Below are 21,525 nucleotides of genomic sequence, written 5' to 3'. Positions count from 1 at the left end.
AGGACGTAACCGCAGTTCAGTCGCTCCAGCGCCGGCTCAGCTCGACCCGTTTTCCTTGGTGACAGCCCTCGCCCTACTGGGTTGCACGCGCATCGGCTCGCCCGGCATTTTGGGATAGTTGGGCGGGTACGGCATGTCGCCCCGGTCGTCCTTGGCGTAGAGCTCCAGCAGCGGCTCGATCGAGTACGCCACGTCGTCGATGGCCGCGTGCACGTCGCCCACCTCGGCGAACCGGGCCGGGACCGTGCGGATGTCGAAGTCGCGCGGGTCGGCGTCCGCCAGCTCGTCCCAGGTCAGCGGGGTCGAGACGGGAGCGTGCGGCTGGGCCCTGACGGAGTAGGCGCTGACCACCGTGCGGTCCCGGGCGTTCTGGTTGAAGTCGATGAACACCCGCTCGCCGCGCTCCTCCTTCCACCACGCCGTGGTCACCAGCGCCGGATCCCGCTCCTCGACGGCCCTGGCCAGGGCGATGCCGGCGTGGCGTACCTGGATGAAGTCCCAGCGCGGCTCGATGCGCACGGCGATGTGGACGCCCCGGTTGCCGGACGTCTTGACGAACCCGGTCATCCCGAACTCGCCCAGCACCTCTCTCGTGAGCAGCGCCGCCTTGCGAACCTCGGCGAAGTCCAGGCCCGGCTGCGGGTCCAGGTCCACGCGCAGCTCGTCGGGGTGCTCGACGTCGGAGGCCCGCACCTGCCAGGGGTGGAAGTCGACGGTGCCGAGGTTCGCGCAGTAGGCGATGGCCGCCACCTCGGTGACCCGGAGCGACTGGGCCGTACGGCCGCTCGGGAAGGTCACCGTCACGGACTGGAGCCAGTCGGGGTGCTTGGGCGGCATCCGCTTCTGATAGATCGCCTCCGTCTGCACACCGTCGGGGTGGCGCTTGAGGTTGGTGGGCCGGTCCTTGAGCGCCCGCAGCGCGCCCTCGCCGACGCTCACGTAGTATTCGACCAGCTCCCGCTTGGTGGCGCCGATCCCAGGAAAGTACACCTTGTCGGGGTTGGTGACCTTGACGGTCCGCTCCCCCACCTCGAGCTCTATGTACGGCGATGCCATGCCACCGAACCTACCTCGTGTTCATGGCCAGGCAACGGCGCTGCCGCGCGACGGCGCCCCCTCGCGCGAGGTGGGCCCGTCCCGGAGCCTCCTCGGTGGCGGGACCGAGGGCTCGACAGGACGGGCCGCTAGACCATCCGCCGCCGTTCCGGGCGCTGGCGCGCCACCCGGCCGGCCGTTGCGACCCCCGGCGGCTCCAGCACGGGCGTGGGCTGTGCCGCTCGCCGGGGTCTGCGGATGACCTCACCCCTTGGCAGGAGGCGATGACACCCCCTTGCCTACAAAGACGCGAATTCACCCCAGAACGGATGCTTCACCCTTCGGAGATCTCTTTTTGCCTGATCTCGTACTCTGTAGATATGGAGAAGGTCGTCAAGAGCGAGGCCGAGTGGCGGGTTCAGCTCTCGCCTGAGGAGTTCCACGTCCTCAGGGAGGCCGGGACCGAGCGCCCGTTCACGGGCGAGTACGTCGACACCAAGACCGAAGGCGTCTACTCGTGCCGCGCCTGCGGGGCCGAGCTGTTCCGGTCGGACACCAAGTTCGAGTCCCACTGCGGCTGGCCGAGCTTCTTCGCGCCGGCCGACTCCGACGCGGTGCGGCTGATCGAGGACCGCAGCCACGGAATGGTGCGCACCGAGGTGCGGTGCGCACGGTGCGACTCGCATCTGGGTCATGTGTTCCACGGCGAGGGATACCCGACACCGACCGACGACCGTTACTGCATCAACTCGATCTCCCTTAGTCTTGAACCCAAGGGGTGATCGGCTAACGACAGCGCGTACCGGCCCCCTGCCTCGGGTAGGAGATTCGTGTGCGCTTTGTCCATCTTCGCCACCGCTGGGTAACGATTGAGACCATCGGGCGAGTCGTGACGCAACAGTGCGAGGTGTGCTCGAAGACGCGGGTACGCGTGCGATAGCGGGTCTCGACGGCATCAGCCGGGTTCGGGGTGGGTGACCCGGCAGCTGGTGTCGGAGGCGCCGAGGATGTTGGCGAGCACGGGGTTCCCGTTCTCGCCGAACTCGGCCTGGACGAACACGACCGGGTTCGCCACGCCGAGGGAGCGCAGGTATTCCAGGCCGCGCTTGCACAGCGTGATCGCTTGGGATGAATTGCCCGCCGATTCCGGCAAATCCGTATAAATGCGCAAATATCCGCCGATGCTGCGGATGTCCTTGAGGCGTTTCAGCGCCGTGTCGTCCGGCCCCCAGTGCGTACGGAAGTACTCCGCCGCCTGCTGGTCGGTGTGCCGCGACGGCCCGTCCGCCTTGTAACCCTCCGCGTCAGCGGGGTCGGGGCCGCCCGGCAGCAGGTCCTCCGGGCTGGTGCTGCCTGCCACCTGACCGGGCTCCGCCGCGCCGGGGGTGGCCGCGCCCGCAGCGGCCTTGGGCGGCTCGGACTTCGGCAGCTCGCGCGCCCTGGCCTGCGCGCTCGCCCCCGCGCCGGTCTCGGCCCTGCCGGACAGCGCCGCGGATCCGTTCTGCCGCTCGGCCTGGGCCTGCGGCCCGGACGCCACGCCCGGCTGCTGGGCGGAGGCGGCGGTCAGCGGCCCGCTGAAAGTCCCGTTCGCGCCGAGCACCGCGGCGACGCCACCGGCCAGCGCCACCGCTCCGACAGCCCACCGCAACCTTCCGGCACGGCGCCGCGCATGCCGCGAGCGCCCGGCCCCATGCGGCGACTGTCCCGCAGCCTGCGGCGAGCGCCCCGCCACATGCCGCCCGGCCGTCCGCCGCCGGCTCCCCCGTCTGCCCGATCCGCCCATCACCCCGCCCTCCCCGCCGCCTGGAACGTGCCACCGCGAGCACGCCCGTACGAGCGAAGGGTTTCCCTGATTGTGACAAAGGGGGTAGATCAAGTCCGTTGGATCGCCAACTTGGGCCTGGCTTCTTTTCCCCTGAGTCCCAGGTCGAGGTGTCGGCCGTACCGCTAGGGCAGGGCCGACACCAGCTCCCGCACCGGCTTGCGGGCGCCCGTGTAGAACGGGATCTCGACGCGGGTGTGGCGGCGGGCCTGCGCGCCCCGCAGCGTGCGCATCAGGTCGACGATCCGGTGCAGCTCGTCGGCCTCGAACGCCAGCATCCACTCGTAGTCGTTGAGCGAGAAGCACGCCACCGTGTTGGCCCGCACGTCGGGATAGTCGCGCGCCATCCTGCCGTGCTCGGCCAGCATGGCCCGGCGCTCGGAGTCGTCCAGCAAGTACCACTCGTAGGACCGCACGAACGGATAGACGCTCACGTAGGCGCGCGGCTCCTCCTCGGCGAGGAAGGCGGGGATGTGCGACTTGTTGAACTCGGCCGGCCGGTGCAGCGCCATCGCCGACCAGACGGGCCTGCTGTGCCGGCCGAGCTCGGTGCGGCGGAACCTGGCGTAGACGTCCTGCAGGTCCTCCGGCGTGGCCGCGTGCCACCAGAACATGTAGTCGGCGTCGGCCCGCAACCCGGCCACGTCGTAGACCCCCCTGGTCACGACGCCCTTGCCGGCGGCCTGGTCCAGCAGCTCCTCGACCTCGCCCGCCAGGCCGTCGCGGTCGACGGGACACGGCTCGGTCACCTGGAAGACCGACCACATGGTGTAACGGATCACCTGGTTGAGATCGCGGGCCTTGAGCCGCGGCGCAGCCTCTGTCATGTCGCCTATTCTCCTCGTTGAGACAGGTGGTCCAGAATCCGGGCGGCGGCCGTACGCGCCGTGCCGATGCAGGCGGGGATGCCGATGCCGTCGTAGGCTGCGCCGCAGACGGCCAGCCCCGGCTCCACGGCCACCGCGGCGCGCACCCTGGCCACCCGGTCGAGGTGGCCCACGTTGTACTGCGGCAGCGCACCGCCCCAGCGCGTGACCCTGGTGTCGATCGGCAGGCCGCTCACGCCCATCACGTCGGCCATCTCGGCCGCGGCCAGCGACACCAGCTCGGTGTCGTCCCGCTGGAGCAGGTGCTCTTCGCCGAGCCTGCCGATCGAGCAGCGCAGGATCACCATGTCCTGCGCCAGGTGCGGCCACTTGACCGAGCTGAACGTGACCGCCTTGACCGGCCGGCCCTCGACGGGCGGCACCAGGTAGCCGCTGGAGGTGGGCGGCTCGGGGAAGGCGACGAGCGGGTACGCGAGCGTGACGATGGCCATGCTGGCGTACTCGATCCTGGCCAGCTCGCTCGCCGCCTTGGGCACCTCGGCCTTGAACAGCCTGCTGGCCGCGGGCCCCGGCGTGGCCACGATCACCGCGTCCGCCTCGACGACCTCGGGCTTCGGGACGGGGCCCGTGACCAGCCGCCAGCCGTCGCCGGTCCGGTGCAGCTCGCGTACGGTGACGCCGGTCCTGATGTCCGCGCCCGACGCCTTGGCGACCGCCTCGGGCAGGCCGCCGAGGCCGGTCCTGAGCGACGTGAAGACGGGGCCCGCGTCCTTCGGCGTCTCCTCGACGAGCTGCCTGGCCCCGGTCAGCAGCGAGCGCTCGGAGCGTGCCACGGCCGCCACGCGCGGCATCGTGGCCTCCAGCGACAACATGTCGGAACGGCCCGCGTAGACGCCGCCGAGCAGCGGCTCGATCAGCCGCTCGACGATCTCGCCGCCCATCCTGGCGCGAACGTAGGCGGCCACGGACACGTCGGTGCGTACGAGGGTCGCCGGGAGGATCTGGTCGAGCGGCACGCGCAGCAGGCCGCCGGGCGAGACGATGCCCGACTTGGCCAGCTCGGCCAGGTCGGCGGGCACGCCCATGACCTGGCCCTTCGGCATCGAACGCAGCACGCCCCTGCTGTAGATGGCCGAGCTCGTGGTGCCGGGCAGGACCAGGTCGTCGCCGAGGCCGACCGCCCTGGCCAGGTCCTTGCCCTCGGGCCGCCTGGCCAGCATGGCCTCCGCGCCCGCGTCCACGTTCACCCCGGCGACCTCCGAGGCGTACAGCTTGCCGCCGATCCGCGATCCGCCCTCGAGCACGGTCACCTTGACCCGCTCGCCCGCGCCCTGGCGGAGATACCACGCGGCGGCGAGACCGGAAATCCCTCCACCGACGACGACCACGTGCGCCCGATTCCCTTCCACGCCTCCTGACGCTACCGCCTCGCCGGAGTGCCCAGCTGCGCGGGACCGGCGTTGCAACACCGTGATGCCCGTTCTCAAACCGCGGCTTTCCGGTGTCCGTCTTATGGGCATGAGGACAATCCGGTACGGAGTCGCGCTCACGGCCGCATGCTCGGCCCTGCTTCTTACAGGCTGCGGTGGCAGCGCGAGCACGATGTCCAGCGACGCCGGCGCAGGCGCCCCGGCTGCTCCGCTCTCCGGCCAGGCCGAGAGCCTCGCCAAGCAGGCGAGACCGACGAGACAGCAACAGAGCCAGGACGGCCTGGTCTCGAACGTCAAGCTGACCCAGCAGGATCGCCAGGTCATCTACACCGGCCAGCTGACGGTGCGGGCCAAGCAGGTCACCACCGCCGCCCAGCAGGCCAAGCAGATCGTGACCGCGGCGGGCGGCTACCTGTCCAAGGAGGAGAGCAACTCGGCCAACGACACGGAGGACTCGGCCACGCTGGAGTTCAAGATCCCGCCGAGCAAGTACGCCGAGGTGCTGGGCCGGCTCGGCAAGGAGCTGGGCAAGCAGCTGTCCATGAGCCAGGGCACCCAGGACGTCACCATGCAGATGGCCGACGTCAACAGCCGGCTGCAGTCGGCGCAGCAGTCGCTGGAGTCGCTGCGTACGCTGCTGAAGAAGGCCGACACCATCGGCCAGGTGCTTCAGGTGGAGCGGGAGATCTCCACACGGGAGGCCGATCTGGAGTCGCTGCAGGCGCAGCAGAAGGAGCTGGCCACGCAGGTGGCCATGGCCACGCTGACGCTGCGGCTGGTCGGCCCGGTCGCGGTCGTCGAGGACCCTTCCGACGAGCCGGCCGGGTTCTTCGGCGGGCTGAAGGCGGGCTGGGACGCGCTGGTGTCGTTCGCGAAGGTGGCGGTGACGGTGTTCGGCGCGGTGCTGCCGTGGCTGCTCGTCTCGCTGCCCCTGCTCGCGCTGGTGATCTATCTGGCCCGGCGTGGCCGCGCCAGGCGCCCCCGGACCCCCATGCCCCCGCAGGGGCCCCAGCCCGGCGACCCGGACCCGGAGGCCGCCTGACCCGTCAACCGGCCTCGTGGACGAGGTCGGTGAGGCGCTTGAGCTGGTCGGGATCGGTCGAGGGCAGCACGCCGTGCCCCAGGTTGAACACGTGCCCCTCGGCCGCCCGCCCCTGGCGCAGCACCTCGCGCGCCTTGCGCTCGACCACCTCCCACGGCGCCAGCAGCACGGCGGGGTCGAGGTTGCCCTGCAGCGCCTTGCCTGGACCGACCCGGCGGGCCGCCTCGTCGAGCGGCACCCGCCAGTCCACGCCCACCACGTCGGCCCCGGCCTCGCCGAGCACGCCGAGCAGCTCGCCCGTGCCGACGCCGAAGTGGATGCGCGGCACGCCCGCCACGCCCTCGAAGATGCGACGGGTGTGGGGCAGGATGAACTCCCGGTAGTCGGCCGGCGCCACCGCCCCCACCCAGGAGTCGAAGAGCTGCACGGCCGAGGCGCCCGCCGCGATCTGGATGCGCAGGTGCTCGAGGACGATCGTGGAGAGCCGTTCCATGAGCGCGTGCCACAGCTCCGGCTCGCCGTACATCATGGCCTTGGTCCGGTCGTGGTTCTTGGACGGGCCACCCTCGATGAGGTACGAGCCGAGCGTGAACGGCGCCCCGGCGAAGCCGATCAGCGGCGTGCCGCCCAGCTCTCCGGTCAGCGCCTGGATGGCCTCGGTGACGTACGGCACGTCGTCCGGCTCCAGCGGCCGCAGCGCGTCGACGCCCTTGGCGTCGCGGATCGGGTCGGCCACGACGGGGCCGACGCCCGGCTTGATGTCGAGGTCGACGCCGATGGCCTTGAGCGGCACCACGATGTCGCTGAAGAAGATCGCGGCGTCCACGCCGTACCGGCGCACCGGCTGCATGGTGATCTCGACGATCAGGTCGGGCGTCGCGCAGGCGGTGAGCATCGGCACGCCCTCGCGAACCCGCAGGTATTCGGGCAGCGACCGACCGGCCTGGCGCATGTACCAGACCGGGGTGTGCGGGACGGGCTGGCGGCGGCAGGCACGCAGGAACGCTGAGTCGGCGAGGTTCACTCCACAAGGGTGCCACGTACGGGTGCCGGTCATGACACGGGAGCGACGTGTCGGAAAAACATCGATTGGACACCCCAAAGCATGATCAGATAGCCAGATGAAGGTTTACCGGTCTGCTCGGCATCGGCGCCGCACTCGGGTCGAACACACCCCATGCCCGGCCAGCGAGCCGGTCTCGACTGGGCCAAATGTTCGCCAACCCACCGCGCGGCATCGATTCAGAGACCACTTTCGGGACACGCCGAGCGCGTTGCGGGGAAATGTCAGCGGCTCGTGCCAACGTCGGAGCCACGACCCGAAGAAAGGCCCCGGTTCGATGACTCGTGCGATGACCGCGTTGTGGAGTTCCCCAGAGCGCCGCAGTGAGCGCTGCCCTTCCTGCGCAGGTGAGCGGCCGTTCGAGCAGCCGCCGTGCCTCGACGGGCACGAACCCGGCCACTGCCCCGAGTGGGCCTGCGTCGAGTGCGGTCACGCGATCATCCTCGGTACCGCCGAATCCCTCCGACCGAATCGCCAGCTGGTTACGGCAGCGGCTTGATCACGAAGGATGAGCACCCCCGTGGTCCCCTTCCGTCCGTCTTCGACCTACGCTTCCGCTATGACACTCGGTGACCAGCCTCCTCCTCCCGCCGCGTTCACGCGCGCGGCGGAGAGCATGCGGCTGGCCGAGGTCAGGCCGGAGATCGAGCTCGAGGACCTTCCCGCGCCGCAGCGGCTGGCCCCCTACTCGGCCGCCATCGGCGCGTCGGTCTACCGCGACGACGACGAGCTCGCGGTCGGCCGGCTGATCCTGCTCTACGACCCTGACGGCCAGCGCGGGTGGGAGGGCCCGTTCCGGCTGGTGGCCTATGTCAGAGCCGACATGGAGCCGGAGATCACCTCTGATCCGCTGCTCGGGCCGGTCGCCTGGAGCTGGCTGACCGAGGCGCTTGACGCGCATCAAGCCGACTACTGCGCCGCTGGCGGTACCGTGACAAGAGCCGTGTCAGAGGGGTTCGGCAACAAAGCCGAAGACCCGGTCACGACCGAGCTCGAGCTGCGGGCGTCCTGGTCACCCGCGCAGGAGGATCTCTCCGGCCACGTCGCCGCCTGGTGCGACCTCATGTGCCTGGCGGCGGGGATCCCGCCGCTCCCGCCCGACGTGGCCGCCCTTCCCCGCCGCCGTGATGATCCGGAGAGTGACCGTACGAAGTGAGGGCACCAGTCAAGACAACACCAGCGTCATGAGGTCGATGAGCTCATGACAGAAGAACGCACCGTCGAGCCGCTGCTCGAGCCGCGCGAGGGCATTCCTCCGGTCATCGCGGACGCCGCCGCGCTGACTGAAATCGTTTCGCGTTTCGCGGCGGGCGCCGGTCCCGTGGCGGTCGACGCCGAGCGCGCCTCGGGATACCGCTACGGCAACCGCGCCTACCTCGTGCAACTGCGCCGCGCCGGGGCGGGCACCGCGTTGATCGACCCGATCGCCTGCCCCGACCTGTCCGCGCTCGACGCGGCCGTGGCCGACGCGGAGGTCGTGCTGCACGCGGCGTCCCAGGACCTGCCGTGCCTCCTGGAGGTGGGGTTCAGGCCGCGGCGGATGTTCGACACCGAGCTGGCGGGGCGGCTGCTCGGCTACGAGCGGGTGGGGCTCGGCACGATGGTCGAGACCGTTCTCGGGCTGCGGCTGGAGAAGGGCCACTCGGCCGCCGACTGGTCCACCAGGCCGCTGCCGGAAGACTGGCTGCGCTACGCGGCGCTGGACGTGGAGGTGCTGGTCGAGCTGCGTGACGCGCTCCGTCAGGAGCTGGCGGAGAGTGGGAAGCTGGAGTGGGCGTGCGAGGAGTTCGCCTCGGTGCTCAACACGCCGCCGCCCGTCCCCCGGTCCGACCCCTGGCGGCGCACCTCGGGCATTCACAAGGTACGCAACGTGCGGTCGCTGTCGATCGTGCGGGAGCTGTGGACCATGCGCGACCGGATCGCCCGGGAGGCCGACCTGGCGCCCGGCCGGGTGCTGCCCGATGCCGCCATCGTGACGGCCGCGCTCGAGGGGCCCCGTACCAAGAAGGCCTTGACCGAAATATCGGCATTCACCGGGCGCAGCGCGCGCCGGCACATGAACGACTGGCTCGCCGCGGTGACCCGCGCCCGCCAGCTGCCCGACAGCCAGCTCCCCGCGCCCAGCACTCCCGGCGAAGGGCCGCCGCCGCCCAACCGCTGGGCCGACCGCGACCCGGCCGCCGCCAAACGCCTGGCCGCCGCCCGCGCGGTGGTGGCGGGGCTGGCCGAGCAGCACCACATGCCCACGGAGAACCTGCTGCAGCCGGATGCCGTACGCCGGCTCACCTGGGAGCCGCCGGCGGAGATCAGCGAGGAGAGCGTCACCGCCCGGCTGCGCGAGCTCGGGGCCCGCGAGTGGCAGCTGTCCTTGACGGCCCACCCCATCACCAAGGCCCTGGCCCGCCTCGAAACCCGCGGCGACCAGTAACCCCGCGCCGCCCGCCCGGCCCAGCGTCACATCGCGACCCGCGGGTCGCCGGGCTTGGCGCAGTGCGCGTTGCGCCGGGCACCACCGCGCGACGTCCCACCGACGTGGCGCGCCAGAGGAGCCGCCGCGCGGTCGCTACTTGACGTGGTCGGTGGGGCGGCCGTACGGTTCGGGAAAGCGCTTTCCCCATGTTTGTCCTGAAGGGATCCTCAATGAGCGTGCGCACCATCGGCGTCGTGATGAACGGCGTCACCGGACGGATGGGCTACCGCCAGCACCTGGTCCGTTCCGTCCTGGCCATCAACGAGCAGGGCGGTGTCACGCTCTCGGACGGCAGCAGAGTGAAGCTCAAGCCCGTACTTGTCGGGAGAAATGCCGAAAAATTGGCAGATATCGCGGCGAAGCATGGGATTGCGGATTACACTACGGAGCTGGACTCCGCCCTCGCCGACGACGACAACCTGATCTACTTCGATGCCCAGGTCACCAGCGCCCGTGTCAAGGCCGTGCTGAAGGCCATCGAGGCGGGCAAGCACATCTACGCCGAGAAGCCCACCGCCGAGTCGACGCAGGAGGCCGTCGCGCTGGCCGAGGCGGCCGCGGCCAAGGGCGTGAAGAACGGCGTCGTGCAGGACAAGCTGTTCCTCCCCGGCCTGCTCAAGCTGAAGCGGCTGATCGACGGCGGGTTCTTCGGCCGGATCCTGTCGGTGCGCGGCGAGTTCGGCTACTGGGTGTTCGAGGGCGACTGGCAGGAGGCGCAGCGCCCGTCGTGGAACTACCGGGCCGAGGACGGCGGCGGCATCGTGCTCGACATGTTCCCGCACTGGCACTACGTGATGGAGAACCTGTTCGGCCGCGTCCAGTCCGTCTACGCCCGCGCCGTGACGCACATCCCGTCACGTGTGGACGAGCAGGGCAACACGTACCAGGCCACCGCGGACGACGCCGCGTACGGGATCTTCGAGCTCGAGGGCGGCATCGTCGCGCAGATCAACTCGTCCTGGACGGTTCGCGTGAACCGCGACGAGCTGGTCGAGTTCCAGGTGGACGGCACGCACGGCAGCGCGGTCGCCGGGCTGCGCAACTGCCGGGTGCAGCACCGCTCCGCCACCCCCAAGCCCGTCTGGAACCCTGACCTGCCCGCCACCGCCCGCTTCCGCGACGGCTGGCAGGAGGTGCCGGACAACGCCGAGTTCGACAACGGGTTCAAGGTGCAGTGGGAGGCGTTCGTCAGGCACGTGCTGGAGGACGCGCCCTTCCCGAACGACTTCGCCGCGGGCGCCCGCGGCGTGCAGCTCGCCGAGCTGGGCCTGCGCTCGAACGCCGAGGGCCGCAGGATCGAGGTGCCGCAGCTGTGACGACGATCGACCTGCCCGGGATCGGCGCCTACGAGCTGCGCGAGCCCGTGACGTGGCCGGTGCCGGACAAGCCGCCCGCCGGCCGCATCGTGTACGCCGCCGCCCACGTGGTGGCCGACCCGCTCGGGGACAACACGCCCGGCTCCCCCGCCGCCGTGGATTGGGACGCCACCCTGCGCTTCCGCCGCCACCTGTGGTCGCACGGCCTGCGCGTCGCGGACGCCATGGACACCGCCCAGCGCAACATGGGCCTGGACTGGGCGGCGACCAAGGAGCTCATCCGGCGCAGCGCCGCCGAGGCCCGCTCGTACGGCGACCCGGCGACGCTGGTCGCCTGCGGCGCGGGCACCGACCACGCGCCCGAGGCCGCCGACCTGCACACGATCACCGCCGCGTACGCCGAGCAGATCGAGACCGTCCAGTCGGCCGGCGCCGGTGTGATCGTCATGGCCTCCCGCCAGCTCGCCAAGGTGGCCGACGGCCCGAAGGACTACCACCAGGTGTACGCCAAGCTGTTCGGCCTGGCCGACCGCCCGGTGATCCTGCATTGGCTGGGCGAGATGTTCGACCCGCAGCTGGCCGGCTACTGGGGCTCGCGTGACGTGGACGCCGCGACCGAGTCGTTCCTGGAGTTGATCCACGCCCACGCCGCGGCGGTGGACGGCGTGAAGGTGTCGCTGCTGGACGAGGAGCACGAGGTGCGGCTGCGCGCCGCGCTCCCCGAGGGCGTCAAGCTCTACACGGGCGACGACTTCAACTACCCGTCGCTGATCAGGTCGGGCTCGCACGCGCTGCTGGGCATCTTCGACGCCATCGCCCCGGCGGCGGCAGCGGCTCTGCACGCGCTCGACGCCGGCGACCTGGACCGCTATGACGAGATCTTCGCCCCGACCGTCCCGCTGTCGCGGAAGATCTTCGAGACGCCGACGTACCACTACAAGACCGGCATCGTCTTCCTGGCCTGGCTGAACGGCCACCAGGACGCGTTCGCCATGGTCAACGGCGCACAGTCGGCCCGCACGCTGCTCCACCTGTCGGAGGTGTTCCGCCTCGCCGACCAGGCCGGGCTGCTGGCCGACCAGGAGCTGGCCGTGCGCCGGATGACGGCGCTGCTGGCGGTGAACGGACTGTGACACTTTCACTGAACCAGTGGACGACCAGGCGCTGGTCCGTGGCCGAGGCCGTGGACGGGTGCGTGCGGCACGGCCTGGAGGCGGTCGGGCTGTGGCGGGAGAAGGTCGCCGAGCAGGGTCTCGCGGAGAGCGTGAAGCTGGTGCGCGAGGCCGGGCTGCGGGTGTCGTCGCTGTGCCGGGGCGGCTTCCTCACGGCCGGCGGACTGCCAGGCGAGGAGGGGCGGCGCGCCTTCGCGCAGGCGCTGGAGGAGAACCGGCGGGCCATCGACGAGGCGGCCGAGCTGTCGGCGGCATGCCTGGTGATGGTGGTCGGCGGCCTGCCCGGCGTGAAGCCGGGCGAGCCGCTGCCCGCGGGCGGTTTCTCGCGTGACGTGGCCGGGGCGCGCGAGCGGGTGGCGGAGGCGCTGGCGGAGCTGGCGCCCTACGCCGGGGAACGCGGGGTCAAGCTGGCCCTGGAGCCGCTGCACCCGATCTACTGCCCCGACCGCGCAGTCCTGTCCACCCTGGGCCAGGCGCTCGATCTGAGCCTGGCGTATCCGGAGGAGCAGGTCGGCGTGGTGGTCGACACGTTCCACGTGTGGTGGGACCCGCGGGTGTTCGAGGACATCGCGCGGGCCGGCCGCAGGATCGCCTCCTACCAGGTGTGCGACTACCTGCACCCGCTGCCGCAGGACATCCTGCTCGGGCGGGGCATGATGGGCGACGGCGTGATCGACTTCCGGCCGATCACGCGGGCGGTCCTCGACGCCGGCTACGCCGGGGACGTCGAGGTGGAGATCTTCAACGCCGACATCTGGGCCGCCGACCCCGACGAGGTGGTGGCCACGATGAAGGCCAGGTACGAGGACGTGGTGCTCGCCTGACCTGCCCGGTGCCGGCGATCACAACAAGGTGACCGTTCCCGCGGCGCCGTTCACCGTGATCTCCTGGCCCGTGGTGATGCGGTGGGTGGCGTCGGGGACGCCGACGACGGCCGGGATGCCGTACTCCCTGGCCACCACCGCGCCGTGCGACATCGCGCCGCCCATCTCCATCACCAGCCCGCCCGCCGTCAGGAACAGCGGCGTCCAGCCGGGATCCGTCGAGGGGCAGATCAGGATCTCGCCGGGCTCCAGGTGGGCGCCGATCGGGTCGAGCACCACCCTGGCCACGCCCGTGACGGTGCCCGCCGAGGCGGCCGTGCCCGTCAGCGCGCCCCCAGTGGTGGAAGCAGCGGCGGCGGACGCGAGGGCCTCGGGCTCGGTGCCGTCGGACAGCAGCACCCTGGGCACGTGCCTGCGGCGCGACTCCTGCTCGTACGCCGCCCGCCGCTCCGCCACGACCTGGCGCAGGTCGCCCCCGTCGAGGGCGGCCCTGGTCTCCCGCAGGCCCAGGAAGAACACGTCCCGCGCTGAGTCCAGGACGCCGAGCCCCACCAGGTGCTCCCCGACCACCAGCATGCTCCTGCGCACCCCGGCGAGGGTCTTGACCAGGTAGAACTTGGGCAGCTCGCGCAGCCCCGCGAACTCCCGGGTACGCCGCAGCCCGAAGCGCACCACCGCGGCCCGCCACCGGCCCTTGCGCCGGGCCGCGGCCGCCACCTGGGCGATGGCCGCCCGCGCCTCCTCGGCGCCCTTGGCGAACAGCGCGGAGGGCGCGAGGCCGGCGCCGCCGTCCATGCGGAGGTAGTTGGCCAGCACGCCGAGGATGTGCGCGGGCTCCTCGGACCAGCGCGGCACGCCGAGGTCGATCTCCGCGACGCCGCGGTGGCCGTACTTGTCCAGGAACGCGGTGATCTCCCGCTGGGCTACCGGCGGGAGCTGCCCGGCTTGGTAGAGGCTGACCAGCTCGGCCACCGGCTTCTCCTTGAACGGCTCCGGCTCGATGCGGGTGGTCAGGTCCCACAGCTCCAGGTCCATCTCCGTGGTCGGGTTGTGGGGGACGCTGCGCAGGATGTCCTGCATGTCGCTCAGCGGCACACCGGAGAGCTTGGCGGCGAGCGCGAACAGGCCGTAGCCGACGACCGCGACGGGCATGACCGAGACGATGACCGGGAACGTGCCGGCGAGCATGCGCTCGGCGTGGTCCAGGCGCTGCTCGGGAGTGGCCGACTCGGGCACCAGGAGGCGCCTGTCCAGCTCCTCGCCGAGGCGCGCGGCGTACTCGAGGGCCTTGCGCGGCCTGGTCAGCGCGAGCATGGCCCGGGAGGGGGCGTGTATCCGGCGGGCGAACCGGCTCAGGCCGCGCAGGACCGGGCGGGGGGAGGTGTACACCACCGACAGGCGCGGATCCTGCGCCAGCTGCTCGAAGAGCGGAACGGCGCGGGCCTCCCCGAGCGTGAGCATGCGCGGCAGCAGGACGCGGCCGAAGCGGCTGCGGACGGCGGTGGTCAGGTCGAACCACATGCGCTGCCCCGACACGGCCGCGAACGGCGCGCCGTCGAGCGGGTCGGCCGGTCCGTGGCCGAACAGCCTCGCCGCTCCTCCGCTGATCAGCTGGAACGCCGACACCCCCATCGGGGTGAAGGGCGCCATGACGCCCTGGGCCACGTTGACCGAGAAGTACACCCGAAGGCCGGGCCTGTCCCGCTCCGGCAACGGGTAGAGAGTCGTGATCGGCCTGGCCTGGGTGAGCCAGATCTCGCCGTGCTCGTCGATGGCCCACTCGGTGTCCTGGGGCGCGCCGTAGTGGTCCTCGACGCGGGTGCCCAGGCCGGCCAGCGCGCGCACCCGCTCGTCGGTCAGGCAGAAGTCCTCGTGGGAGGTCTCGACGCGTTCCGTGCCGCCGCCGGGCAGCGAGCGGATGGTCAGGCGTTTGTCGCCGGCGTGGCGTTCGAGGATCTCGCCGCCGTACACGACGAAGCGGTCGGGGTTCACGGCGCCGGAGACGACGGCCTCGCCGAGGCCGGGGTTCGCGTCGATGACGGCCTCGCGCCGCCGTCCCGTCACCGGGTTGGCGGTGAACATCACGCCCGCCACCCGCGCGTCCACCATTACCTGGACGACGACCGCGAGCCGCACGGCGGCGTGGTCGATGCCGTTGGACTCGCGGTAGGCGATCGCGCGGTCGGTCCAGAGCGAGGCCCAGCAGCGGCGTACGGCGTCCACCACCGCCTCCGCGCCGACCACGTTGAGGAAGGTGTCCTGCTGCCCGGCGAAGCTGGCGAACGGCAGGTCCTCGGCCGTGGCCGAGGAGCGCACCGCGACGGGCACGTCGTCGCCCAGAGCGGCGTAGGACTTCACGATCGCCTCGTGCACGGCCGCCGGCACCGGCGCCTCGAGCAGGTGCCGCCTGGCCCGCTCGGCGAGCCCGTCGCCGCTCGTCTCGAGGCCCTGCGCCACCTGCCGGTACGCCTCCGTGGTCAGCACCCGTCCCGGTGGGACGGGCAGGCCGGCCCTGGTCAGCTCGCCCAGGTTCGCGGCCTTGCCACCCACCTCGGCCAGCATCCCGGCGTCGACCTCGGAGAAGTCCAATGCCATGTTCATCGAATGCTCCTCTGCCGGTAAGCGTCCTGTCACACAGTCTCACGCTTCCCCGGCAGAAATTCAACACATGATGAAAAGATCCTCGCCGTCCAGCTCCCAAGCGGGGTCGGTCGCTATGCCCAGCACGCCCAAGGCCGTCGGCCCCACGTCCACCAGCCGGGGCTCGCCGAGCGAGCGGCCGCCCAGGTCCTGCCCCAACCGGTTCGCGATCACGAACACCGTGCGCTCCTCGTCCGACGTGCCCCCGTGCCCGCCCCCGTCCACGTGCCCGTGGTCGGTCGTGACCAGCACCGTCCATCGCTCATCGGGGTACGTGGCCCGCGCGCGGACGGCGTCGAGCAGGTAACCCAGGTAGGTGTCCTGGGCCTGGAGCGCGGCGAAGTACTCCGGGCAATGGGGGCCGAGATCATGGGCCACCTCGTCGGTGTCGCCCAGGTACACGAAGACGGCGTCGGGGTCGGCCGTCGCCAGGTGCCGCTCGGCGGCCAGGGCGACCTGCTTGTCGGCGGCGGCCCAGGAGCACATCCCGTACCCGTCCAGCACGAGCCGGTGGTCGATCGCCCGACTGAAGGCGCCGTGCTCGTCGAGCGCCGCCCAGGAGAAGAACGCGGCGGTGCTCAGCTCCGGCCGAGCATTCTTCGCACGAGTCAGGAAGTCCGGAAATTTCGTGAAGTTGGGGTTGGCGAAGCCGTTGTCCACTACGCCGTGCTTGTCCGGCCAGACCCCGGTGGCGATCGACGACCATCCGGGGCCCGAGTCGGTACGCGACGCGATGACCCGCCCGCCCGGCTCAGGACTCTTGGGCACGACCTCGCCGGGCGACTCCGTACGCGGCGTGCCCGCCTCACCGTAGGGGAGCTTGCTGGTGCCGTACGCGCCGGCGGACATCAGCCCGTCCAGCACGGGCGCGCCCAGGGCTTGGAGCCGGTCGAACCGCAGGCCGTCCATGCCGACGACGAGCACCTTGTTCCGCTTAGAAAGGGGCATCCCCCTATCTAAGCGGCGAAAGTCACCTAAGGGGCGAAACGCCGCACCCAGTCAGCCGCCCCCGGCAGGATCTCCTCGACCGGGGCGACCTGCGGATACCAGGTGCGCTCCCACTCCAGGGACACCCACCCGTCGTAACCCGCACCGCGCAGCAGCTCGCCGCACTCCTCCAGCGGCACCGACCCCGTCCACATGGGCACCGGTGTGGTCTCCTCGGCCGAGACGGCGTCCTTGACCTGGACGTAAGTGAGGTGCGGGCCCAGCACCGCGAGCGTGTCGGCCGGGGACTCGCCGTGGCGCCACGGGTGCAGCAGGTCCCAGATCGCGCCGGTGGTCTCGGGGCAGCCCGCCTCGGCCAGCAGCCCGGCCACCGCCGCGCCGGTGGCCATGGCGTCGTGCGTCTCGACGAGAACGAGCGTGCCGAGCGCGGCGGCCGTACCGGAGACCGCCTTGAGCCTGCGGGCGCCGACGGCGGGGTCGTCGCCGCGCGGGAACACCCGCACGCCGGGCGCGCCCAGGTCGGCGGCCAGTTGGAGGTCGGCGGCCAGCGCCTCGATGACCGGTTCGTCGGCCCCGGGCTCACAAATGCCGACATATCCGGCGAGCGCGGAAATCTCCAGGCCTGCCCGCTCCACCCGCTCCCGCACCGAGCGCCGCCCGGCGGCGTCGAGCCCGCTGTGCACCCCGGTGTCCTCGTGCAGGCGAAGCTCGAGACCCTGGCAGCCGCCTCCGGCCGCGATCTCGATCGCCCTGTCGAGCCCGTCGCCGGGCATCCCCAGCGTGCTGACCGCCAGCTTCACGCCAGCCTCCGTACACTCTCCCGCAGCACGACCTCGCCGGCCACCTGCTCGACCACGACAGCGTCCTCCTCGCCCAGCGCCAGCTCCAACGCCCGCGCCCCCATGTCCTTCAGCGGCAGCCGCACGGTCGTCAGCGCGGGCACATGATCGCGAAGCGTGACGATGTCGTCGAACCCGGCGACCGAGACGTCCTCCGGCACCCTGACCCCGCGCTCCCTGTAGGCCGCCAGCGCCCCGACCGCCATCACGTCGTTGACCGCGAACACGCAGGTCGCGTCCCCGACCTGCTGCGCCGCGGCATAGCCGCCGTCGCGGTCGAACGGTCCGTTGATCACCTGCGGCGCGGGCAGCCCCAGCTCCACCAGCGCCCCGGCGAATCCGGCGCACCGGTCGGCCGCCGTGACCAGGTGCGGCGGCCCGGCCAGCACCGCGAACCGCGTGTGCCCGAGCCCGGCCAGCGCGCGGGCCAGCTCGGCCGCCCCTTCCCTGTTGGCGGGCGCGACGGTGTCGACGCCGAGGAGGTCCTGACCCACGCAGGCGGCACGGCCGCCGCCCGCCTGGTATCGGGCCAGCTCGCCGCGGAGCCGCCCGGTGACCGCCGGGTCGGCGACGCGCGAGCCGACCAGCAGCACCGCCCGAACGCGCTGGGCGTTCAGCGTGGCCACGTAGGCGATCTCCTGCTCGGGGTCGCGATGCGTGGTGCCCACCATGACCAGCAGGCCCTCGGTGGCGGCCGCCCGCATCGCCCCGTCGGCCAGGGCCGCGAAGTAGGGGTCGGTCAGGTCGTGCACGACGATGCCGATGACGTTGCTCGCCCCGCGGGCGAGCGTCTGGGCTGCGATGTTGGCGCGGTAGCCCAGCTCGTCCGCGGCCTGCTCGACGCGCGTTCGCAGGGCCGCGCCCACCTGGCGGGTGCTGCCGTTGAGCACCCGCGAGGCGGTCGCGAGCGAGACGCCCGCCTGCCTGGCGACGTCTTCAAGCGTGACCACGAGACCTCCCCGGAAAGCGGTTTCCAGTCTGCCAGACCAGTACGTGGATCCGCATCCCCGGTGAGCACCCTATGTGGCTCAGGCCCAGGGGAACAGGATGTCGAGGATTCCCTTGCTCTCCTTCGTCGGCGTAGGCGCGGGCGCCTGGGTCTGCGGCGCCTGGGTCTGGGGCGCCTGGGTGGGCTTGGACTCCGGCGCCTTGGTCTGCACCGTGCTGTCGGCGGGGTCGTCGATGTCGTTGCCGGTGTTCGGCGTCTGGTCCTGCGGGGCGCGGGTGGGCCTGGTGCTCGCCTTCGACGTGGGCTGTCCGATGCGCGTGCGCGTCGGACGGGTCGAGGGCTCGCGCGTGGGCCGCGCCCGCTGCGTCGGCGCGGTGGACGGGACCGCGGACTCGGTGTCGGTCGGCTCAGCAGTGTCCGATTCGGTGGGCTCCTCGGTGGGCTCCTCCGCGGCGGTGTCCTCGGGGGCCGCGCTCTCCGACGGGGAGGTCACCTCGCCCGCGCTGGCGCACTGGCCGCCCTTGCAGGGGTCGTCGGAGGAGTTGCCGGTGAGCAGGAAGCCCGCGCCCACGCCGACCAGCACCACCGCTGCGGCCGCCACCAGCAGCTTCCTGGTACGGCGGCGCACCTCGCCGTCACCGCCACCGGAACGGCCACGGCCCTCGCCGTCACCGGAACGGCCACGACCATCACCGTCACCGGAACGGCCGCGCGGACGCGCCTCTTCCGAGTCGTCCGTCCAGCCCGAGCCGAGGAAGCCGCGCTTGGGCTTGTCGTCATCGTGGTCGTCGTCGAAGCCCGAGTCGTAGCCCCGGTCGAGCGGGAGGTACGGGTTGTCGTCCTCGACGCGGTGCGGGCCGCTCGGCTCACCGAGCACGTCGCGCGCGCCCGCGCCCGGCTCGTCGAACACGTCACGCGCGCCCGCGCGAGGCTCATCGAACACGTCGCGAGTACCGCTCGCGACAGGCTCGTCGAACACATCGCGGGTACCGCCGGCGACAGGCTCATCGAACACGTCGCGCGTACCGCTCGCGCCGAGCACGTCGTGCGAGCCGCTGGGGCCGCCGAGGTCATGGGCGCCCAGCACGTCATGCGAGCTGCTGGAGCCGCCATACAGGTCGTGCGAGCCGCCGGAGCCGCCGAGCACGTCGTGGGGGCCGTCGTCGAGCAGGTCACGGGGCTCGATGAGCTGCGGCTCGCCCTTGTCGAGCGGGAGGATGTAGGTCTCGTTGCCGACCACCTGGATGGCGGGCTGCTCGTCGGTGTCCTCAGTGCTCCACCGTGGGGAAAGCACGTCACCCGTCATCTCAGGGTTTAACGACCTCCCCTGCCCATCCTCGTAAGGCCTGTCGTTCTCGTCGCGCGCCACGATGGAACCTCTCTAGTACGAATTCGGACCGCGCCCTTTCCTAGCAGACCCAACCTCCCCTTGTCCGGAAATTTCACATGTTTCCCCCAAAACACTCTCTGTAACATTCATCACTTTAAGCGACGCCAGTGCTGCGGCCTGCTTCTAAAAGCACGCAAAGGACAGGATGGGCGCTACGGATCGACGCTGGACGGACCCGAGGCGTCACCGGCGGCCGAACCCCCGGCGGGGCTTACAGACAGGGGTTGGTGTTGGAGTCGACGACCTTGTCCTTGAGCGAGTCGGGGATCGCCGAGACCACGCGCACCCCGGGCCAGTCCGCCCCGATGACGAGCTGGATGATCGGCCCGTCCGGCGCCTGAGCGGCCGGCGACTTGTACGGCTCCGTGTTGACCGGCCGGACCTTGCCCGCCACCGGCGTCTTCTTCTCCTTGGACAGCCGCACGGCCACCGCGTCGGCGTAGGCGGGCCCGTCCGTGGTGTCCTTCTTGGCGTACCGGATGGAGGTGGTCGCGGTCGTGGCGGCGTTGCCGACCTCCATGATCACGAATCCCTGCTCGGCCAGCTGGTCGGCCACCTGGAGCGCCTTGCCCCGCTCCCCCGTGCCGTTGAGCACCTGGACGCGTACCTGCTTGTTCTCGATCTTGGGCGCGGCGGCCTTGCCGGGCGTGGGGGTCGCGGTGACCTCGACGTCGTTGCGCACGCTCTCGAAGAAGTCCCGGGCGGCCGGCTGGCTGAACTGGACCCGGTTCTTGTCCTGCGGATAGGGCTCGGTGGGCACGGTGACGCCCTTGAGCTCCTTGGCTGTGAGCCCCTTGACGCTCTTGGCGATCTCCACCATCCGGTCCAGCGTCAGCCCGCTGTCCACGGTGACGGCCGCGACGGCCGACTCCAGGAACGCGTTCAGCTTGACCGGGTTGGTGAGCAGGCCGGCGCTGGTGACCGTATCCAGCACCTTGGTGAGGAAGACCTGCTGCCGCTGGATCCTGCTCAGGTCGCTGCCGTCGCCCAGCGCGTACCGGGTCCGCACATAGCCCAGCGCCTGCTCGCCGTTGACCACGTGCTTGCCCGCGCCGAGCACCAGCTTGGACTTGGGGTCGTTGACGGCCTTGGGCAGGCAGATCTCGATGCCGCCGATGGCGTCGACGATGCCCTTGAAGCCGGTGAAGTCCACCTTCACGAAGTGGTTGATCTTGATGTTGGTGAGCGACTCGAGGGTCTTGATCGTGCAGTTGATGCCGCCGTCGTTGAAGGCGGAGTTGATCTGGCGCAGACCCCCTGGGAGCACCGCGCCGGTACGGCTCTGGCACTCGGGGATCATCACCATGGAGTCGCGCGGGAAGCTGATCATGGTGGCCTTGTCCCGGTTCGGGGAGATGTGCAGCAACATGATCGTGTCGGTGCGCTCGCCGAGGCCCTGCGACTTGGCGCCGTACTTCTTGTTGTCGCCCTCGCGGGAGTCTGAGCCGACGAGCAGGACGTTGAGCGCGCCGGTCTCCGGCGGGCGGCTCGGGCCGACGTCGATTTCCTCGCGGGGGATCTCGCTCTCGAGGCGCCGGTAGTACGCGTACGCGCCGAGCGAGACGGCCACCAGCACGAGTGTCAGCCCGATGCTGACCCATCCCAGCACGGAGACCCGCCGTCGCGGGCCGGCCACACGGCTCCGCCGGGCTGGAGCTTCCACCGGGTATTTCGCGCTCTGTCTCACACGCCCCCCTCCGCAGAAGAGAAACGTGTTCCTCTTCCGGTGACGCGCAGTGTACTGAGAAACTCCGCGGC

18 protein-coding genes are annotated in these 21,525 nt (G+C 71.2%); 7 read left to right on the top strand and 11 right to left on the bottom strand.

Going from position 1 to position 21,525, the window contains the following annotated elements; all coding sequences use genetic code 11:
• Window positions 1-36: 36 nt before the first annotated feature.
• Window positions 37-1,056: a non-homologous end-joining DNA ligase gene (gene ligD, locus ABN273_RS25935; RefSeq protein WP_349451602.1), complete on the bottom strand. Its 1,020-nt coding sequence runs from the start codon at window positions 1,054-1,056 to the stop codon at window positions 37-39.
• A gap of 359 nt (window positions 1,057-1,415) precedes the next feature.
• On the opposite strand from ligD, the gene msrB reads away from it, so the two are divergent.
• A complete protein-coding gene (gene msrB, locus ABN273_RS25930; RefSeq protein WP_349451601.1) occupies window positions 1,416-1,817 on the top strand; it encodes a peptide-methionine (R)-S-oxide reductase MsrB in 402 nt (133 codons plus the stop codon).
• 173 nt (window positions 1,818-1,990) lie between these two features.
• On the opposite strand, the gene ABN273_RS25925 is transcribed toward msrB, so the two are convergent.
• The 3 genes from ABN273_RS25925 to hemG all read right to left on the bottom strand — a co-directional run bounded on the left by ABN273_RS25925 (window position 1,991) and on the right by hemG (window position 5,093).
• Window positions 1,991-2,662 (bottom strand): hypothetical protein, encoded by a 672-nt coding sequence (locus tag ABN273_RS25925; RefSeq protein ID WP_349451600.1) that lies wholly within the window; start codon window positions 2,660-2,662, stop codon window positions 1,991-1,993.
• A gap of 320 nt (window positions 2,663-2,982) precedes the next feature.
• Complete coding sequence (hemQ, locus tag ABN273_RS25920; protein ID WP_349451599.1) at window positions 2,983-3,684, bottom strand: hydrogen peroxide-dependent heme synthase; 702 nt, start codon at window positions 3,682-3,684, stop codon at window positions 2,983-2,985.
• Window positions 3,685-3,689: 5 nt separating this feature from the next.
• The gene (gene hemG / locus ABN273_RS25915; RefSeq protein WP_349451597.1) at window positions 3,690-5,093 is read right to left on the bottom strand and encodes a protoporphyrinogen oxidase; all 1,404 of its coding nucleotides are present in this window, start codon (window positions 5,091-5,093) and stop codon (window positions 3,690-3,692) included.
• A gap of 193 nt (window positions 5,094-5,286) precedes the next feature.
• On the opposite strand from hemG, the gene ABN273_RS25910 reads away from it, so the two are divergent.
• The gene (locus ABN273_RS25910) at window positions 5,287-6,156 is read left to right on the top strand and encodes a DUF4349 domain-containing protein (RefSeq protein WP_349451596.1); all 870 of its coding nucleotides are present in this window, start codon (window positions 5,287-5,289) and stop codon (window positions 6,154-6,156) included.
• A 4-nt stretch (window positions 6,157-6,160) separates the two neighbouring features.
• On the opposite strand, the gene hemE is transcribed toward ABN273_RS25910, so the two are convergent.
• The gene (hemE, locus tag ABN273_RS25905) at window positions 6,161-7,213 is read right to left on the bottom strand and encodes a uroporphyrinogen decarboxylase (RefSeq protein WP_349451595.1); all 1,053 of its coding nucleotides are present in this window, start codon (window positions 7,211-7,213) and stop codon (window positions 6,161-6,163) included.
• Window positions 7,214-7,778: 565 nt separating this feature from the next.
• Between hemE and ABN273_RS25900 the strand changes: the two genes are divergently transcribed.
• The 5 genes from ABN273_RS25900 to ABN273_RS25880 all read left to right on the top strand — a co-directional run bounded on the left by ABN273_RS25900 (window position 7,779) and on the right by ABN273_RS25880 (window position 13,001).
• A complete protein-coding gene (locus ABN273_RS25900) occupies window positions 7,779-8,375 on the top strand; it encodes a DUF3000 domain-containing protein (RefSeq protein WP_349451594.1) in 597 nt (198 codons plus the stop codon).
• 45 nt (window positions 8,376-8,420) lie between these two features.
• On the top strand, window positions 8,421-9,647 hold the full coding sequence (locus ABN273_RS25895) for an HRDC domain-containing protein (protein ID WP_349451593.1): 1,227 nt from the start codon (window positions 8,421-8,423) through the stop codon (window positions 9,645-9,647).
• Window positions 9,648-9,859: 212 nt separating this feature from the next.
• Entirely contained in the window at window positions 9,860-11,005 is a 1,146-nt protein-coding gene (locus tag ABN273_RS25890; protein WP_349451592.1) for a Gfo/Idh/MocA family protein, read from the top strand.
• The gene (locus ABN273_RS25885) at window positions 11,002-12,138 is read left to right on the top strand and encodes a dihydrodipicolinate synthase family protein (RefSeq protein WP_502911130.1); all 1,137 of its coding nucleotides are present in this window, start codon (window positions 11,002-11,004) and stop codon (window positions 12,136-12,138) included. Before ABN273_RS25890 ends, ABN273_RS25885 begins: the two co-directional genes overlap by 4 nt.
• Window positions 12,135-13,001, top strand: coding sequence for a sugar phosphate isomerase/epimerase family protein (locus ABN273_RS25880; RefSeq protein WP_349451591.1), 867 nt, complete (start codon window positions 12,135-12,137; stop codon window positions 12,999-13,001). Before ABN273_RS25885 ends, ABN273_RS25880 begins: the two co-directional genes overlap by 4 nt.
• Before the next feature lie 18 nt (window positions 13,002-13,019).
• On the opposite strand, the gene ABN273_RS25875 is transcribed toward ABN273_RS25880, so the two are convergent.
• From ABN273_RS25875 to ABN273_RS25850, 6 genes are all read right to left on the bottom strand, one after another.
• A complete protein-coding gene (locus ABN273_RS25875; protein WP_349451590.1) occupies window positions 13,020-15,602 on the bottom strand; it encodes a PEP/pyruvate-binding domain-containing protein in 2,583 nt (860 codons plus the stop codon).
• A 60-nt stretch (window positions 15,603-15,662) separates the two neighbouring features.
• Window positions 15,663-16,589, bottom strand: a complete 927-nt coding sequence (locus ABN273_RS25870; protein ID WP_349451589.1) for an alkaline phosphatase family protein — start codon at window positions 16,587-16,589, stop codon at window positions 15,663-15,665.
• A 26-nt stretch (window positions 16,590-16,615) separates the two neighbouring features.
• Window positions 16,616-17,389, bottom strand: a complete 774-nt coding sequence (locus ABN273_RS25865) for a sugar phosphate isomerase/epimerase family protein (RefSeq protein ID WP_349451588.1) — start codon at window positions 17,387-17,389, stop codon at window positions 16,616-16,618.
• Entirely contained in the window at window positions 17,386-18,378 is a 993-nt protein-coding gene (locus tag ABN273_RS25860; RefSeq protein WP_349451587.1) for a LacI family DNA-binding transcriptional regulator, read from the bottom strand. The genes ABN273_RS25865 and ABN273_RS25860 overlap by 4 nt, the downstream gene beginning before the upstream one ends.
• A gap of 78 nt (window positions 18,379-18,456) precedes the next feature.
• Window positions 18,457-19,671: a hypothetical protein gene (locus ABN273_RS25855; RefSeq protein WP_349451586.1), complete on the bottom strand. Its 1,215-nt coding sequence runs from the start codon at window positions 19,669-19,671 to the stop codon at window positions 18,457-18,459.
• Between the two features lie 307 nt (window positions 19,672-19,978).
• The gene (locus ABN273_RS25850) at window positions 19,979-21,403 is read right to left on the bottom strand and encodes an LCP family protein (protein ID WP_349451585.1); all 1,425 of its coding nucleotides are present in this window, start codon (window positions 21,401-21,403) and stop codon (window positions 19,979-19,981) included.
• Window positions 21,404-21,525: the final 122 nt, after the last annotated feature.

This window comes from Nonomuraea sp. B19D2 (assembly GCF_040137845.1).
Taxonomy (GTDB): domain Bacteria; phylum Actinomycetota; class Actinomycetes; order Streptosporangiales; family Streptosporangiaceae; genus Nonomuraea.
The sequence above is the reverse complement of the archived record's forward strand: the minus strand, read 5'-3'. Positions and strand labels throughout refer to the sequence as shown.

Coding starts and splice junctions, on each gene's coding strand:
- ABN273_RS25895 (WP_349451593.1), top strand. CDS start 8,421: ATGACAGAAGAACGCACCGTCGAGCCGCTGCTCGAGCCGCGCGAGGGC.
- msrB (WP_349451601.1), top strand. CDS start 1,416: ATGGAGAAGGTCGTCAAGAGCGAGGCCGAGTGGCGGGTTCAGCTCTCG.
- ABN273_RS25875 (WP_349451590.1), bottom strand. CDS start 15,602: ATGAACATGGCATTGGACTTCTCCGAGGTCGACGCCGGGATGCTGGCC.
- ABN273_RS25900 (WP_349451594.1), top strand. CDS start 7,779: ATGACACTCGGTGACCAGCCTCCTCCTCCCGCCGCGTTCACGCGCGCG.
- hemQ (WP_349451599.1), bottom strand. CDS start 3,684: ATGACAGAGGCTGCGCCGCGGCTCAAGGCCCGCGATCTCAACCAGGTG.
- ABN273_RS25870 (WP_349451589.1), bottom strand. CDS start 16,589: ATGCCCCTTTCTAAGCGGAACAAGGTGCTCGTCGTCGGCATGGACGGC.
- ABN273_RS25890 (WP_349451592.1), top strand. CDS start 9,860: ATGAGCGTGCGCACCATCGGCGTCGTGATGAACGGCGTCACCGGACGG.
- hemE (WP_349451595.1), bottom strand. CDS start 7,213: ATGACCGGCACCCGTACGTGGCACCCTTGTGGAGTGAACCTCGCCGAC.
- ABN273_RS25910 (WP_349451596.1), top strand. CDS start 5,287: ATGTCCAGCGACGCCGGCGCAGGCGCCCCGGCTGCTCCGCTCTCCGGC.
- ligD (WP_349451602.1), bottom strand. CDS start 1,056: ATGGCATCGCCGTACATAGAGCTCGAGGTGGGGGAGCGGACCGTCAAG.